We start from the raw sequence: 16,402 nt of genomic DNA, 5'->3' as shown, positions 1-16,402 counted from the left end.
TGGAGCAGGCATGTGAAATTGAGCTGATGAAGGTTCTTAATGGGGGCTTGTTTCATTTCAGCTTGTCAAAAAGTGAATGTCCAAATTTTATATTTGGAAACATGAACTTTCTCCTTGGGGATTTTACATCTAGAACACGCTGGAATGACGACAAGCCCATATTTAGAACCTTCCAGCGAAAATTTCACTAGTCCTGTAGAAGACAAATGTATTGGATTTCGGTAAGTTTCGTATAAGTCTAATTCTTGCTTTGGATATCTATATGGATTCAGTTAGTTCTTGTTAAATATCATAGTGTATTCAATCTCTTTTGTTTCTTCACTAAAATGTTCATCTAAAACTTTAAAACCATTTTTATAATAAAAATTCACTGCATTTTTGTTTTTAATAAACACATCTAATTTAAGAACTAAATATTTGGATTTACAATAATCTAGTAACTTTTTACCTATGCCTTCTCTTTGATATTCATTTTTTACAAAAAGGCCAGCTATATAATTTTCTTCCATAACTCCTATAAATCCTTTTATAATATTATTTTCTTCAAATATATAAATATCAGCTAAAGGTAGCATTTCTTTAACTAAATTATAATTATTAATCCAGTATTCATTCTTTATAAAATTATGGGCATCTATATTAGTGTCAAGCCAAATTTTCATTACTGAGTCTAATTTACTTAAATTAAAATTTTTAATCATACTATTCTCCTCAATTTTTTTAATTACTAAAAATTAGAGTCGAATCCACTCATCAAGTTCACCCTTTCTTCTAACTGTAATTTACTCCTTAATTATAACATATTTTATGAATGTTGCATTATTCAAGAACTGAATAATGAAATGCTTACAATTTATGTTATAATTGATTAGAAATATTAGCTTTAATTATATAAATACTCGAAATTAAATATAGCAATAGGTGATTCATATGGAGAATAATGTAGTGAATTTAGCTTGAAAATAAATTATGTAAATAATAAATATCGTGAAGTGAGGTATGAAATAGATGATTAAAGAAATTGAAATGCGTAGGAGTATTAGAAAGTATAGTGATAAACCAGTGGAGGACAATCAAATAAAAGAATTACTTGAAAGTGCTAGACTTGCGCCATCGGGTAATAATACTCAGCCATGGAATTATATAATAGTAAAATCTGAAAAAATGAGACAAAAAGTTGTAGAGGCTTCTCATAATCAAAAGTGGATGTTAACAGCTCCAGTATTCATTGTATGTGTTGCAGATATACGTTGTAGGACAAAAGAAGAAGTTTATTTAGATGATAATAGCCCACAGGATGAACTAAAAAGAATAATTAGAGATACATCAATTTCAGTGGGTTATATGTTATTAGAAGCTAATAATTTGGGATTGGGAGTTTGCTGGGTCGCAGAATTTACACAAGAAGAAATTAGACCAGTCTTAAATATCCCTACTGATAAGTATGTAGTTGGTGTTATAACAGTTGGTTACCCAAATGAAAAGCCTAAAGCTCGTCCAAGAAAAAAGCTTGAAGATATGATTCATTATGAATGTTGGTGAATATATGTGTTTATAAAAATAAAAATAAAGTATTGCTTTTTAAAAAAAATGCTGTTATAATAATCCTTGTAAGAAAAAAGGTTTTTTATAGATATTATGCATTTCTCCTTTTAGAGAATTATATGAGTCGATATTAATCTTTAATTTAAAAGGAGGAATTTAACATGGAAGATAAAACTTTAGTATGTAAAGATTGTGGAAATGAATTTGTTTTCACAACTGGAGAACAAGAATTCTACAAGGAAAAAGGATTCGATAACGAACCTGTAAGATGTCCAGATTGTAGAAGAGCTAGAAAACAACAAAATAATAGAAGATAGTTTATATTATTCTTGTAAGAAAAAAGGTTTTTTATAGATATTATGCATTTCTCCTTTTAGAGAATTATATGAGTCGATATTAATCTTTAATTTAAAAGGAGGAATTTAACATGGAAGATAAAACTTTAGTATGTAAAGATTGTGGAAATGAATTTGTTTTCACAACTGGAGAACAAGAATTCTACAAAGAAAAAGGATTCGATAACGAACCTGTAAGATGTCAAGATTGTAGAAGAGCTAGAAAACAACAAAATAATAGAAGATAGTTTATATTATTTTTAGGGTTACGAGATTTTCTTGTAACTCTTTTTTGTTGAATAATTTTAAATAGAAATTAACTAAAATATATATCAAATTGAGTATCTAATAAAACAATACAGTGGTAATATTATAATATAAATTACTAAAGAATTAAATCAGGGTAGGTGGTGTAATTGGATAATACAATAGTAGTTAAAGCTATGAAAGAGTCAGATATAGATCAAGTACTTAAATTGTGGAATGATATTTTTGGTACAACATTTTTAGAGAGTTCTGTTACAAAAAGTGATTTAATAATATATTTGAAGAAAAATCCAGACTCTAGTTCTGTAGCTTGTACAAAGGATGGAAAAGTAATAGGGGCTCTATTATGTGGAAGTGATGGCGTTAGAGGATATATATATCATATTGCAATATATAATGAATATAGAGTTAATGAAATTGAAAAAAGGATGTTGGATCGTTCTTTGTCAAAGTTAAAAGAAGTAGGAATAAATACAGGCTTTATATTTACTAAAAGTAACAATCATGAAATGGATGCAAATTTCAATTCTATAGGGTGGGTTGTAATTCCTAACGAACTTAATTTAGGTAATTAACTATAAATGAATAATTAATTGCATAAATGACATATTAATAAATAAGTAATTATGATTGGAGTAATGAAAATGAACAATATAATTCAAATTATAACTTCAAATAAACTAATGCTTTTGTTATTAATATGTTGGTCAATTATTTGGAAAGGAATAGCTCTTTGGCACTCTGCCCGCAATAAACAATTAATATGGTATATGGTCTTATTAATTGTTAATACTCTTGGAATTCTAGAAATAATATATCTAAGTTTCTTTAGAAAGAAACATGAAAATTTATAATATAATAATTTAAAAAAATAAAGAATTGTTGATGAAAGACAATAAATAAAGATATTAATATACTTCAAGTAATATGCAATATGTGAGATATAGAACAGCATAAAGATGTTTTATATCAAGCATAGAATGTATTCGACTTAAGTTTATTAATATCTTTTTATGTTTTATATGTAAATAATTCAATCTATTCTTCGTGTATGTCTAGTCTATTAATCATCATATCGCCATATTTTACCATTTCTTCAATGCTGAGAGGCATATTATTTTCAAGCCACCAAATAGCTAAACTAACCATTGCGGAGGAATAAAATTCTGAAAGAATTGGTGTGGGAATTGAAAATACTACGCCAGTAGCTTCATTACTTACCAATTTTGCTTTTGTACGTTCGCCTACTGATTTTTGAAGTACTTTCATTGCAAAACCATTATTTAGTAATCCAACAGAATACATCTTTACATTCTCTTGCATATGTTCTAAGAGAAGCTTAAATAAATTTACATAGTATTGCCTTGGATTGTTAATTGGAGTTTGCTCTGCACTATTCTTTTCTAAGTTTTCAACCAATTCACTAATCAAAGAGTCAAGTAGATGATATTTATCTTCAAAATGCTTATAAAAGGTGGTTCGGTGAATCATAGCTTTATCACAGATATCAGAAATGTTAATATTGTCAAAGCTTTGTTCGGAAAGTAAAGATATTAAGGCTTCAGATAATAGTTTATGTGTTCTTCGAATTCTTAAATCAAGAGTTTTATTATCATTCATAAAGTCCCTCCTATGAAATAATCTACACATCACTAAAGACTGTAGACTAACTGTATAGATTAAAGTTATTGTTTCTTGATAACCTTCTTATAACAGTATATAGTATTTATTATACAATTGTAAAGTTTTTATACATGTGTAGATTAAAAAACATTTTTTTAGTATTTTAATAATGAAGAGGTGGATATTAATGAGACGACATTTAAAAAATCTGATTGCTGTTGGAATTGTAGTAAGTATTATGAATAGCAGTATTGTACCAGCATTTGCAGCTGAATCTACATCTACCGATAGTAAAAATATCTCAAAACAAATGAAAAATTATACTAGTGGTGGAGAAAACATAACTATTAGTCAAGGGATACATGGTGATGCAAATAAGAAAATTCTAAAACTACCTGATGCAATAAATGCAGCAATAAGTAATAGTGATAAATTTGCATTAAAGGCAACACAAATAACATATTATCGAAATAAAGAAGATCTTCAAGAGAAAAGCACTGATTTTAATAAATCAATAGCAGGAGATAATTACTCTAGTGATGTATATGATTATCCTTACGATAAACTTGAATTGCAAGAAAAGCAGACAAAACAATCAAGGGACTTCATGATGGATCAAATATCCAGTGATATTACAAATAAATATAATGATATGCTGTTGAAGCAAATTGACATAGATAAAGCTAAGAGAAACTTGGAACTGAAGAAGAATGAGTTAGTTTATTTAAAAGAAAAACTTTCTTTAGGAATGGCAACTGAAAATCAAGTTACTGATGCTGAAGTTGAATTAAAATCATTACAAGATGATATAACAGCAAAGGAAAATTCCTTAAGTGATGCAAAAGATTATTTTAAAGTACTAACTGATTTAGATTTAAAAAATGATTATACTCTTGATTACGATCTTGATTATACAAAATTCAAAATATATGATTCAGTTGATGATTATGTGGATTCTAAACTTAGCGCTTATTTTGAATATGATAATAAAATATTAGATTTAACTAAAGACTATATTAAAAATTTAAAGGATGATGGAATAAAAGAAAATGTTGATAAAGATGCAGTAACAGCAGCAGCGCCTAATCAGACTGATACAAAGTATCTTTCACGAGATGCGGCTGGGAATATTAATTTTAATTATGGACAATTTGCGTGTGATTCCTTACTTTATGCTAAAGATCAATTAAAATACTATAATGCTCTCAAGTCTTATGAAGGTTATTTAGATGGAAAATATCAATATGATGAAGCAAAAGTTAAGTTAGACGATACGAAAAAGAATCTAAAAAATATATTAAAACAAAATTATTCAACATTACTTGATATAGAAAATAAAATAGATAATTTAAAAGAGCAGGTTAATTCAACAAATACAAAGCTTGGATTTGCAAAAGCACAAGTAGATATGGGATTAATGCTTCAAAATGATTATGATAAACAAGTTGTAGCTAGTGAAGAATTAGATACTGCCTTAAGAAAACTTGTTTATGCTCATAATAACTTAAGAGATAGTATTCAAACACCATGGATACTAGGTAACTAATAAATTTTTTTGAATAAGCAAAAATTATGTGTGGAAATAAACTTAATAATATTATTTTGTACATATGATGTGGTTAATATAAGGAGGATATATGAATAAAAAGATAATAGCTATTTGTTTGGTACTTTTTAATTTTACAATACTAAGTGGATGTAGTGGGAAAACTGATGCAAAAACTGATGCAAAAACATATCCAGTAAAAACTGCAGAGCTTCAAAATCAAAGTCACCCAGTCAATTTGGAATATCAAGGTATAACTGGTGGGAGTGAAGTAAGAAAGCTTTCTTTTAAAAGTCCAGCTAAAATTTCAAAAATATATGTTATAAAAGGACAACATGTAAAAAAAGGAGACAGTCTTGTTGATTTAGATAAGAGTGATTTGAATTTAGCAGAAAATGCAGCAAAGGCCCAAATGGATGCAGCACAGGCTCAATACGATAAAGCGTTAAATGGAGCTCAAGCTGAAGATATAAATAAGGCTGAAATAGCAGTGAAAAATGCTCAGGATGAATATAATTACTGCAAGGACTTATATGATAAAACTGTTAACTTATATCAAATAAAAGCGGCTACACAGCAGCAGGTTAATGATATTAAGATAAAATTAGACGGTAGTGAAAGTCAGTTAAATGCAGCTAAGGAAACATTAAATCAAGTTAAAAATGGAGCAAGAGAAGAGGATAAACAAGCAGCATTGGCAGGTGTTAATGCTGCAAAGGCTAATTATGATTCAAAGGTTAATTTGGTTCAAGATGCATCACTTACAGCAGATGAGGATGGATATGTAGTAGATGTTCTTTGTAAGGAAGGTGAACTACAACAAGCTGGATATCCAGTAGTATTAATTAGAAGTGAAGATCAAGTTGTTACTGCAGGTTTATCAGACGATGATGTTAAGAAGATACAGGTTGGAACAAAAGCAGAGGTTAAAATAGATAATGCTACTGCTGATGGAGAAGTTATAAATATGGTTCAAGCACCTGATAGACAAAGTGGAACTTACAGTGCAGAAATTAAAATTTCAAATCCAATTGATAATAATAAATACTATATAGGTCAATCAGTGAAGGTATATATTGAAAATGGAGAAAAGAGTGGGATATGGATTCCAATAACCAGTATTTTGAATGATGGACAAGATTATGTATATGTTGTGGAAGATGGACGTGCTGTTAGAAAAAATGTAACTTTAGGAGATACAAATGAAAATGAAGTATGTGTAGATGGATTAAAGGTTGGAGATAATCTCGTAACTGAAGGGATGAAAAATATAAAAGCTGGATATCAGGTTTCAGCAGAGTAAAGGGGGATGAATTATGGGATTGATTAAAGCGGCTATAAAAAATAAAAAAATAGTATTATTTTTAATAACTATAGCTATTTTAAGTGGATGTTATTGCTATTATATTGTTCCTAAGCAGGAAATGCCAGATGTTTCATCTCCAGCAGCAATGATTACAACAGTTTATCCAGGAGGTTCTCCTAGTGATATAGAAAGTTTAGTTTCAAAAAAAGTTGAAGAAAAAGTTGAAGAGATAGATGGTTATGATTATTGTGAGTCTTACTCTGTAAATAATGCTTCAATAGTTGTTGTTTTCTTAACTAATGATTGTGATAAAGAGAAAGCTTGGCGTGATATGAGAGATAAGGTAAAAGATTTAAAAGCAGATCTCCCAGATGGATGTCAAGATAGTGATATAAATACGAATCTTACAGAAACTGCTGGTATGATTCTAAGTGTGTCTGGCGATAATTATTCCTATGAACAATTGGGAAATTATGCAGATGATATAAAGAAACAGCTAAGCAATGTTAGTGGTATTTCAAGATTTGATATAAAGGGTAAACAAGATAATCAGGTAAAAGTGGAAGTGGATTTAAATAAGATAAATAAATATCCAATTTCTTTTGAAGACATATGTGGAGCATTAAAAGCTCAAAATATTGATATTCCTTCTGGAAATTTAGATTTAAAAACTGGAAAAATAAAGGTTCAGACACCTGGAAGCTTTACATCTCTTAAGGATATAGAAGATACAGTGGTAAATGTTTCAACTGACACTGGACAAACTATTAGGATTAAAGATATAGCTAAGGTTTATATGGGATATGATGATGATTCAAATTATAAATTTACTTCTAATGGAGAAAATTCCGTATTAATTGCCGGTTACTTTCAAGATAATAAAAATATAGTTTTAATAGGTAAGGACATTACAAAAAAATTAGATGAGATAAAAAAACAATTGCCACCAGATTTGAAAATAGAGCAAGTTACTTTTCAGCCTAAGGCTGTAGATGAATCAGTTTCTTTCTTTATGGAGAACCTCAGGGATGGTGTAATTCTTGTAGTTATAACTGTTCTAATAGGAATGGGATTTAGAAATGCGATGGTAGTATCAGCAGTAATTCCTATATCTATAGCAATGTCATTTATTGCTATGAATCTCCTTGGTATTAAAGTCCAGGAAATGTCTACCACAGCACTTATTATAGCTCTTGGAATATTAGTAGATGATGCGATTGTAATAGGCGATGTTGTGCAGGTGGGTATTGATGAAGGCATGTCTGGAGATGAAGCCGCTTTTCATGGTATTAAAAAATTATTTGTGCCTGTATTTACATCTACATTGATTATTATTGGTGCTTTTGCACCGCTTTTAAATATACCTGGAGGAGCAGGAGAATTCTTAAGAACTTTGCCTCAGGTAGTAATGATATGTATTGCATGTTCTTACTTATCAGCACTGTTTGTAACTCCCGCTATGGCATCTATATTTTTTAAGAAAAGTAAAGCAGTTGAGAAGGAAAGTAAAATCAAAAGGTTTTTCCATAAACTTTTAACTTACGGACTTAAGAATAAAATAAAGATTATTACAATATGTTTATGTTTGTTTGCCGTATCCATAGGTTTGCTAAATTCAATAGGAACGAAGTTCTTTCCTTATGCAGATAAAGACATTCTTTATATAGACATTGCTAATGAAAAAGTAGATAATATCGACAGCACAAGTGAGTTAGTAAAACAAGTTGAGGATATAGTAAAATCAGATGAAGATATTACAAGTTATACTTCAGCCATAGGTGGTGCTGTGCCTAAATTTTATATTACTATACCTCCTCTTGCACCAGCAAAAGATAAAGCTCAAATTATGATGAATATAGACTTAAATAAAACCAAAAAGTTCAAGACAAGACAAGAATTAGCTGAGTATCTACAAAGTGAAATAGACAGTAAAATATCTGGAGGCACTGCAACAGTAAAACTATTAGAACAAGCAATGCCAACTGGTGCACCTGTTCGTATAAGACTTACAGGAGATGATTTAGATAAGCTTTACGCAACTTCAGATCAAATACAAGAAAAATTAAAGGGTATTCCAGGAACTACAAATGTAAGAGATGATGCAGCGAAAAAGACTTATCAATATAAAGTAAATATAGATAGTACTAAGGCAGTACAGCATGGTTTATTAAAATCTGATATAGAAAAGCAGATAAGCATTGCTATAAGAGGATATGGGGCTTCTGTATACAGAAAAAATGGAAGTGATTACGATATACTAGTTAAAAGTAATGCAGCATCAGTTGAAGATTTGAAAAATTTACAAGTGAAATCCAGCCTTGCAAAAAACAAGGTATTGTTATCAGAAGTAGCAACTATAAGTCTTGATTCACAAATAGACCAAATAAAACATTATAAGAAAGATAAAACTGTAACAGTATATAGCGATATAAAAACTGGATATAATGCTGTTGACGTAGAAAATGCATTAAGTCCGGAAGTAAATAAGATGGATATAGATGGTATAAATGTTATTTATGATGGTGAGAAATATCAAATAGACAAAAACTTCACAAGTCTTGGTATAGCTGCAGCTATGTGTATACTGATAATTTATGTGATTTTATTTGTTCAATTTAAATCTTTCTTGCAGCCACTTATAATAATGTGTGCACTTCCACTATCGTTAATAGGAGTGACAGTAGGGCTTCGAATATTTAATATGCAACTATCTTTAACTGCTGTAATGGGAATAATAAGTTTAATTGGAGTAGTTATAAGAAACGGTATTTTGCTTGTGGAATATATAATTGAAGGAAGAAATGAAGGACTTTCAATAGATGAAGCATGTTTGCATGCTGTAAGTCAAAGATTTAGACCTATAATATTAAGTTCAACAGCAACAATTACAGGGCTTATCCCTCTTGCATTTTCTCACAGTGCATTATTTGGGCCTATGTCTGTAACCATAATATTTGGACTTGGATCAGCAACTTTCCTTACATTTGTAGTTGTTCCAGTGGTATATTCACTTGTTAACACAAAGTTAGAAGAAAAACCAATAGATATTAAATCAAAGTTTGATAAAATAAATTTTAAAGCATTGATGTTCTGGAAAAAGTAGTATTTAATATTTTAATTTAACAATGTGAAAGGAAAAGAATTATGGCGAATATAATTAAAGACATGATATTAGGATATAAAATTGATAATATGATGAAAAATTATAAAGGAAATAAACTTCAAAAAATAGATATGCATGTTCATTATATTCCTAGAGCATATAGGAGACTACTAGAATTTGAAGTAGAAGGGGAGCCAGATGGCTTCCCAATACCAGAATGGGATGTTGAAAGTCATTTAAAAATGATGGAATATTTAGGTATTACTACAACAATGTTAAGCTTATCTTCTCCTCATTTAAATTTTGGAGATCCAGAAGTTGCTAAAAGAGTTGCAAGGCAAGCTAATGAGGAAGGAGCCGAAGCTGTAGAAAAGTATCCTAATAAATTTGGACTTATAGCATCTCTTCCTCTACCTAATGTAAAAGATAGTATAGAAGAAATCAACTATGCATTTGATGTACTAAAAGCAGATGGTGTTGCATTTCCAACAAATACGCAAGGTGTATATTTAGGAGATCCATGTTTGGATCCTATATTAGAGGAACTAAATAATCGTAAGGCAGTAGTTATTCTTCATCCCAATAAACCTAGCTCTGTTCCTCAAAATGTAAATGAAGAATTGCCTATACCAGCAATGGAATTTTTATTTGATACAACGCGTACTGTAACAAATATGATATCAAAGGGAACTATAAGACGTTTTAACAATATTAAGTTTGTTATTCCTCATGCAGGTGCATTTTTACCAATACTTTGTGATAGACTTGATGCCTTTTTTAAAAAGGCTTACTTATTAGAGGGTAAAGAAAAGATAGATGTATATGGAGAATTAAAAAAATTGTATTATGATATTGCAGGAATGTGTATTCCAAGGCAATTAGAAACTCTCTTAGAAATTGCAGATCATAGTCATTTGTTCTATGGAAGTGATTATCCATATACTCTAGAAGTTGGATGTATTATGCTTGCAGAAGAATTAGATAAAACTTATATACTTACTGATGAATTACGTCAAGATATTTATTATAAAAATGCTTTGAAGTTGTTTCCGAGATTAGTAGAAAATTCAAATATTAATTTTTCATAAGTGTTAAAATAAACAGTAAAAACATAGGTGGATTATATTAAAGTAAAACCATCTATGTTTTTTATTATTTAGAGAATTGTAATTTTTTTATAGCTGGAATTAAAAATTGCATTAATTATGGTAAAATATAGTTATAATTAAAGAAAGTATAATCAATAATATGAAGAAATATTTATTTATAGGTAGAATATTATTTTGTACAGCAAGACTAGATAGATAAAAGGGGATTAAAATAATGATAAGAAAAGAAGATATGAGTATTAGTAAATTTATAAGTCTTATATTAAGACATAAACCAGAAGAAATTGGATTGAAATTAGATGAATATGGATATATTAAGACATCAGATTTAATTAAAGGATTGAATTTAAAAGGATATAAAGTAACAATTTCAGATATTGAAAGAATTGTAGCTGAAGATAATAAACAAAGGTATTCCTTTAATGAGGATAAAAGTAAAATTAAAGCAAATCAAGGACATTCAATTGCTGTGAATCTTGAATTACAACCTATAGAGCCACCAAAGGTATTGTATCATGGAACAGCAACAAGGTTTAGCGAAAGTATATGTAAAGAAGGCATAAAGAAGCAAAATAGACAATATGTTCATTTATCATCAGGTGTTGAAACAGCAACAAAAGTAGGTAAGAGACATGGCGAATTAGTTATTTTTAGAATTGATAGTGATCAAATGTATAAGGATGGGTACAAATTCTATTTATCTGAAAATAAAGTGTGGTTAACTGATTATGTGCCAATAAAATATTTAAGTGAAGAATTATAGATATATAAAGGAGAGTTTATAATATGATTGTTTATATAGCCTTGTTAAGGGGGATTAATGTAGGAGGAAAAAATGTAATAAAGATGGCAGATTTGAAACGAACCTTTGAATCTATTGGAGTTAGCGATGTAAAAACATATATTCAAAGTGGAAATGTTCTGTTCAAATCAAATGAATCAGAGGAGGCACTCTGCAATAAAATTGAACAAGAGATTGAAACCGTCTTTGGAATATCTGTAGAAGTTATTTTGAGGACATCTAATGAATTAGAACAGCTTCTATTGGATTGCCCATTCTCAAAAGAGGAAATAACAGAAGCAGAGAGATTATCTGAGGTTGAAAGTTTATATGTTGCATTATTGAAACATAATCCTTTGAAAGAAAAACTTGAGTACATAGACAGATATAAAAGTGAAAGTGATAAATATTATATTGTAGGGAGAAATATGTATCTTTTATTTAAGAATAGCATTCGAAATTCAAAGCTTGCCAATAATCTTTATAAACTTGATGTAGCAACAACTGTGCGTAATTGGAAAACTTTAAGTAAACTTAATTTATTGGCAAAAGATATGGAAGAATAAATTATATCAGTTAGGAGTGTAATGAGTTTGATTAAAGAACGTGTAGCTTCATCAGTTAAAAAAATAGGAATGAAAAAATTTGAAAATCCTATTTTTTATAACTCTCCTATAGGAATACGTTTTGAAATAAGTGAGCCTTTTGGGGAAGTGTATTGTGATGGTGAATTCAATCCTAAATATTTACAGGAAACTTATAAAAAGGTTTTGAAATTATATCAGAACATTCCATGTAAATTTGATACTATTCTCTGGAATATATATCCGAATGAGTATAATAATTATGGTAAGGATTTTCTTCAAAATTTTATGGAAATAACAGAATTACCTTTACCACATGAAGAATATTCTGAGATGATTTATTTGGATGAAAATGAAGAAATAGAAAAAATATCATACTATTGGGATCTAAGAAGAAATATTATAAATATAAATAAACTTCTAGAAGAGATAAGTAAAGCTGATCTTGGAGGATTTTCAGACCTTGTATCTGCTGTATTTCTATTTGATACTAATTTAAATGTATTATTTCATTATTATGATGATAGAGGATTAGATATAGTTTCTGAAAAGAAAGAAACCATTTCTTTGTTGTATAAGAATTATAATAAATGGATATTAGATTATGATAGAGAAAAGATAAATAAAATATTTGGACATTAATTAACTATAAAGAGAATAAAAAGGAGTTTGGCAATATGACGAGAGCAATTTTTATAATTTTAGTTGGATTAGGATCTGCTATCGAGGGCATATTTAAATATGGGAGAGAGCCGTCAGATACTGAAAAAACAGGGCTTACTTATCAGTATTTCGGATCTAATGGTGTTTCCGTTGGAATGATATTATTAGGAATATGTTCATTAATATTAGGTTTTTTAATTGCAAGGCATGAATGGAAAAATTACAAAAATGGGAAAAGTATGAACTTGGACATATAATAGGACTAAAAGCATATTGAAGGAGTATTAAATAAATGGTTACAGTAAGGTTTGTTAACTCTGAGTTAGATTATATTGAAGCATATAGAGTATATTATTATGGGACAAATAGATCAAATATTGATTTAGTAATTGAGATTATAGCATTAATTATGGGGAGTATTCTCTTTAATGTATCTGGTTTTTCATTGGCTGGGGCAATCTTAATCATTGCAGGTATTATAGGAATAATAATTAGAATAATTGGTTACTATGTATTGCCAAGTATTCGATATAGAAGAGAACCTAAATATAAAGAGGAATATTTGTTAGAATTCGATGATGAGGAAATTAGATTTAAGACAGCAAGCGTAGAATCAAGACTTGAATGGTCAATTTACAATAAAGTTATTGAAACAGAAAAACTGTATATATTAGTTTATAGTAGAGATGGTTTTTCTATAATTCCTAAACGAGCATTTTTGTCAAAGAGTGATGAATTAAAATTTAAAAACTTAATAGATAGATATATATTGAGGAAAAAGTGAATTATAGATAGGTAAATAATATATATTTTGAAATAGGGGTGAGTACGTGGGGAAGTATCAAGAATTTGCATTCTTGATACAGTACTTGTGTTAATTGGAGCAAGTCTACTTTTAAAAGATCTATATACATCATATAATCATGGGAAAAATATAATAAAATTAAGCAAAATATTTGGAAAATAAAATATATTTCAGCTATATAGATCTATTTTTGTGTAGAATTATTTAGAGTATATTCAAAAACATGGTCATTTTCTGGCATATAAATATTACCGTTTGAATCTACAGCAGTACTATAATAATTTTTATTAGGCAAAACATTAAGCAAATTGCCATTAAGGTCAAATTTATAATTACCAGTAAAGCTTTTGATATATAAATTATCATTATTGTCTATAGAAATTGTTTCAATATCTATAGTTTTACTATTTAACTCTAAATCTAAAAATTTAATGAATTCTCCATTGGAATTATATACATATATTTTTTTAGTATATTCACTAAAAATATAAACATTACAAGAACTATCCAATGCAAAATCAGCATTCATTCCTGGATCTTCTTTGTTAGCTTTTTTTATAATATTATTAAAACTAGCTAATATAGTTCCATCAGAGTTTAGTTTATACAAAGTATTTTCTGTTGCAGAGGAAGTCAGTAAATATAGGTTATTATTTTTATCAACTGCTAAGGAGCCATAATAATCTTTTTCATTAAAAGTTGCAGATAAACTACCATCAGCTGTTTTATATTTCTGAATTGTGCTGCCAGTAGAGACGTATAAATTTCCATTCATATCTGCAGCTAGTCCCTTAATTAACTTGGAATCATGTTTATCTGCTTTTATTTGAATCATCTTAAGGAATTCACCAGAATTACTAAATTGTTGAATTCGTCCATCAATATAATCAGCAATCCAAACATTATTATCAGAGTCTATTGTAATATATCTTGCATCATTTAATTTTCCAGAATCTGTACCTTTTCCACCGAAAATTGTTACTAATTCCCCAGAGAAGTTACTGTTGTTAATAGAAAGAATTTTTAATTTTAATTCTTCAAGTTTCTTTTTAAGAGAAGAGTTTTCAGGATCCATTTTTAATTGTTCTTCTATATTAGATATTTCCGTTGAATACTCGTTAAGTTGAAGTTTCTTTGTAGCTTCACTAGCATTGCCATCATTATTAACAGTAATAGCTTGAACTTTCTTGTTCAATTCCTCAAGCTTTTCTTTAAGATCGGCGTTATCAGGGTCCATTTTTAATTGATTCTCTATTTTAGCTTTTTCTGAGGAATACTTACTAATTTGAAGTTGTTTGGCATAATCACTATCATCATTGGCTATAATAACAAAAGCTTTTGGATAAGCTTGTATATATTTCACATTAAATTTAACCCCAGTTGAAGGATAGCTGTATTTATTTAATGAATCGTTATGAACTATATTAAAATCTGATGATAAAAAATAAGTTGAAATAACATTGTTATCATTAGTAGGTTTAATCATAACATTATAGCGATAAACCGTTTCGTTATTGTATTGATCTGATGTTGGTAAATTATCTACTATCATAGCTTCACCTTTCTCGCCAAAATTGTCGATAATTATATTTGTTAAAAAATGTCCTGCAAAAATATTAGCAATAATAATCACAAATAAAACTGTAGAAAATTTTAATAAATTGAATTTAACTTTGTTTGGAAATGCAATTTGGCTAATGATGCCAAAAAGAATACACCCCAAAATACTAAGTACTGGATGAGCTTTTAATACAACTAGAAGAATAGCTATATATACCATTTTATGACCTCCGTAACGTTAAAAATAGTTTAATATTTCTGTAATTGTATCTAAATGTTCATGATTTTACTTTTAGATATATATTCAGTTGCTGTAAAGTTATTCTATTTTAAAAAACGTAGTCTTATTATATCAATAATAAAATTTTCAATCAAGAAAAAATTAAAAATGATGTTATATTTTGTTAAAAGTTATATATTTTTATAAAATAATAGTACTTTAGAATAAAATAAATCGAAGAATAATAAGGTTAAAGATAAATAGTACTAACCTTTATGAGAACATAGCAAATTATTATAATCCAAATACATATTATAATGCCTCCAGCAAACCAATTTTTGTTTTTGCCTTTTGTAAAATTATTTGCTGCTTGATTTCTACATTCATTCATAATATCTATTGGAATTAGTTTTATGGCTAAGGTTATTCCGAGTGGAACTAAAACTAAATCATCAAGATATCCTAAAATAGGTATAAAATCAGGTATTAAATCTATAGGGCTTAAGGCATATCCTACGGTTATGATTGCAACTAATTTTGCATAAAATGGTACATCAGGGTGCTTACAAGCAAAATATAAAGCCCCAACTTCATTTTTTATTTTCCTAGCTTTTTGTCTAATTATTGAAAATGGAATTTTGAATTTTTTTATTAATTTATTACCCATTAAAGCTCCCTTTAGATCAATTATTTTTTAATAATATTCACAAACTTATATTGAAAGTAAGTTTTTCTTTTGCAGCTTATTCAGATAGCTTCAGAACATTTTAATTCAATGCTAATTATAAGTTAACAGAAATATTTTGTAAATTAACTAATTATAAACTCATTACATAATACAAAGAATTATATTATTAAAATATGAAATATTAGTGAAAAAAGCAGCTAGAAATCTAGTTATTTTTTTGTTAATGAAAAGATTTTTTGATGTTTGATTTCAATCACATATTATTAT

The 16,402-nt window shown here is 28.3% G+C and carries 18 protein-coding genes; 14 read left to right on the top strand and 4 right to left on the bottom strand.

Features of this window, described 5'->3' with window-relative positions; all coding sequences use genetic code 11:
• Positions 1-272 precede the first annotated feature (272 nt).
• Positions 273-701 (bottom strand): N-acetyltransferase, encoded by a 429-nt coding sequence (locus L3B98_RS16745; RefSeq protein WP_238917588.1) that lies wholly within the window; start codon positions 699-701, stop codon positions 273-275.
• A 307-nt stretch (positions 702-1,008) separates the two neighbouring features.
• Here L3B98_RS16745 and L3B98_RS16740 point away from each other — a divergent pair, with 307 nt between their 5' ends.
• From L3B98_RS16740 to L3B98_RS16720, 5 genes are all read left to right on the top strand, one after another.
• Complete coding sequence (locus tag L3B98_RS16740) at positions 1,009-1,542, top strand: nitroreductase family protein (RefSeq protein WP_238917587.1); 534 nt, start codon at positions 1,009-1,011, stop codon at positions 1,540-1,542.
• 164 nt (positions 1,543-1,706) lie between these two features.
• Positions 1,707-1,862 (top strand): zinc-ribbon domain-containing protein, encoded by a 156-nt coding sequence (locus L3B98_RS16735; protein ID WP_009169078.1) that lies wholly within the window; start codon positions 1,707-1,709, stop codon positions 1,860-1,862.
• A gap of 110 nt (positions 1,863-1,972) precedes the next feature.
• Positions 1,973-2,128, top strand: coding sequence for a zinc-ribbon domain-containing protein (locus L3B98_RS16730; protein ID WP_238917586.1), 156 nt, complete (start codon positions 1,973-1,975; stop codon positions 2,126-2,128).
• Between the two features lie 168 nt (positions 2,129-2,296).
• Positions 2,297-2,722 (top strand): GNAT family N-acetyltransferase, encoded by a 426-nt coding sequence (locus tag L3B98_RS16725; RefSeq protein WP_238917585.1) that lies wholly within the window; start codon positions 2,297-2,299, stop codon positions 2,720-2,722.
• A 69-nt stretch (positions 2,723-2,791) separates the two neighbouring features.
• On the top strand, positions 2,792-3,001 hold the full coding sequence (locus tag L3B98_RS16720; RefSeq protein ID WP_238917584.1) for a DUF5652 family protein: 210 nt from the start codon (positions 2,792-2,794) through the stop codon (positions 2,999-3,001).
• Between the two features lie 184 nt (positions 3,002-3,185).
• Here L3B98_RS16720 and L3B98_RS16715 read toward each other — a convergent pair whose 3' ends face one another.
• Positions 3,186-3,767 (bottom strand): TetR/AcrR family transcriptional regulator C-terminal domain-containing protein, encoded by a 582-nt coding sequence (locus L3B98_RS16715; protein ID WP_077364386.1) that lies wholly within the window; start codon positions 3,765-3,767, stop codon positions 3,186-3,188.
• A 190-nt stretch (positions 3,768-3,957) separates the two neighbouring features.
• On the opposite strand from L3B98_RS16715, the gene L3B98_RS16710 reads away from it, so the two are divergent.
• The 9 genes from L3B98_RS16710 (at position 3,958) to L3B98_RS16670 (ending at position 13,646) form a co-directional block, all read left to right on the top strand.
• Complete coding sequence (locus L3B98_RS16710) at positions 3,958-5,316, top strand: TolC family protein (RefSeq protein WP_238917583.1); 1,359 nt, start codon at positions 3,958-3,960, stop codon at positions 5,314-5,316.
• A gap of 91 nt (positions 5,317-5,407) precedes the next feature.
• Positions 5,408-6,619, top strand: coding sequence for an efflux RND transporter periplasmic adaptor subunit (locus L3B98_RS16705; protein WP_238917582.1), 1,212 nt, complete (start codon positions 5,408-5,410; stop codon positions 6,617-6,619).
• A gap of 13 nt (positions 6,620-6,632) precedes the next feature.
• Positions 6,633-9,725: an efflux RND transporter permease subunit gene (locus L3B98_RS16700; protein WP_077364380.1), complete on the top strand. Its 3,093-nt coding sequence runs from the start codon at positions 6,633-6,635 to the stop codon at positions 9,723-9,725.
• A gap of 41 nt (positions 9,726-9,766) precedes the next feature.
• Positions 9,767-10,813, top strand: coding sequence for an amidohydrolase family protein (locus tag L3B98_RS16695; protein ID WP_077364378.1), 1,047 nt, complete (start codon positions 9,767-9,769; stop codon positions 10,811-10,813).
• Between the two features lie 235 nt (positions 10,814-11,048).
• Positions 11,049-11,597 carry an RNA 2'-phosphotransferase gene (locus L3B98_RS16690; RefSeq protein ID WP_077364376.1) on the top strand — a complete coding sequence of 183 codons (549 nt, stop codon included), beginning with the start codon at positions 11,049-11,051 and terminating at the stop codon, positions 11,595-11,597.
• 23 nt (positions 11,598-11,620) lie between these two features.
• The gene (locus L3B98_RS16685; RefSeq protein WP_238917581.1) at positions 11,621-12,181 is read left to right on the top strand and encodes a DUF1697 domain-containing protein; all 561 of its coding nucleotides are present in this window, start codon (positions 11,621-11,623) and stop codon (positions 12,179-12,181) included.
• Between the two features lie 27 nt (positions 12,182-12,208).
• The gene (locus L3B98_RS16680) at positions 12,209-12,841 is read left to right on the top strand and encodes a DUF3885 domain-containing protein (protein WP_238917580.1); all 633 of its coding nucleotides are present in this window, start codon (positions 12,209-12,211) and stop codon (positions 12,839-12,841) included.
• Between the two features lie 35 nt (positions 12,842-12,876).
• A complete protein-coding gene (locus L3B98_RS16675) occupies positions 12,877-13,119 on the top strand; it encodes a hypothetical protein (protein ID WP_238917579.1) in 243 nt (80 codons plus the stop codon).
• 35 nt (positions 13,120-13,154) lie between these two features.
• Positions 13,155-13,646 (top strand): YcxB family protein, encoded by a 492-nt coding sequence (locus L3B98_RS16670; RefSeq protein WP_238917578.1) that lies wholly within the window; start codon positions 13,155-13,157, stop codon positions 13,644-13,646.
• A 205-nt stretch (positions 13,647-13,851) separates the two neighbouring features.
• On the opposite strand, the gene L3B98_RS16665 is transcribed toward L3B98_RS16670, so the two are convergent.
• Positions 13,852-15,447 (bottom strand): hypothetical protein, encoded by a 1,596-nt coding sequence (locus L3B98_RS16665; protein ID WP_238917577.1) that lies wholly within the window; start codon positions 15,445-15,447, stop codon positions 13,852-13,854.
• 250 nt (positions 15,448-15,697) lie between these two features.
• The gene (locus tag L3B98_RS16660; protein ID WP_238917576.1) at positions 15,698-16,114 is read right to left on the bottom strand and encodes a YkvA family protein; all 417 of its coding nucleotides are present in this window, start codon (positions 16,112-16,114) and stop codon (positions 15,698-15,700) included.
• Positions 16,115-16,402: the final 288 nt, after the last annotated feature.

It is taken from the genome of Clostridium sp. YIM B02555 (assembly GCF_022320955.1).
GTDB classification, from domain to species: domain Bacteria; phylum Bacillota; class Clostridia; order Clostridiales; family Clostridiaceae; genus Clostridium; species Clostridium saccharoperbutylacetonicum.
This window is presented reverse-complemented; position numbering and strand designations above follow the sequence as displayed.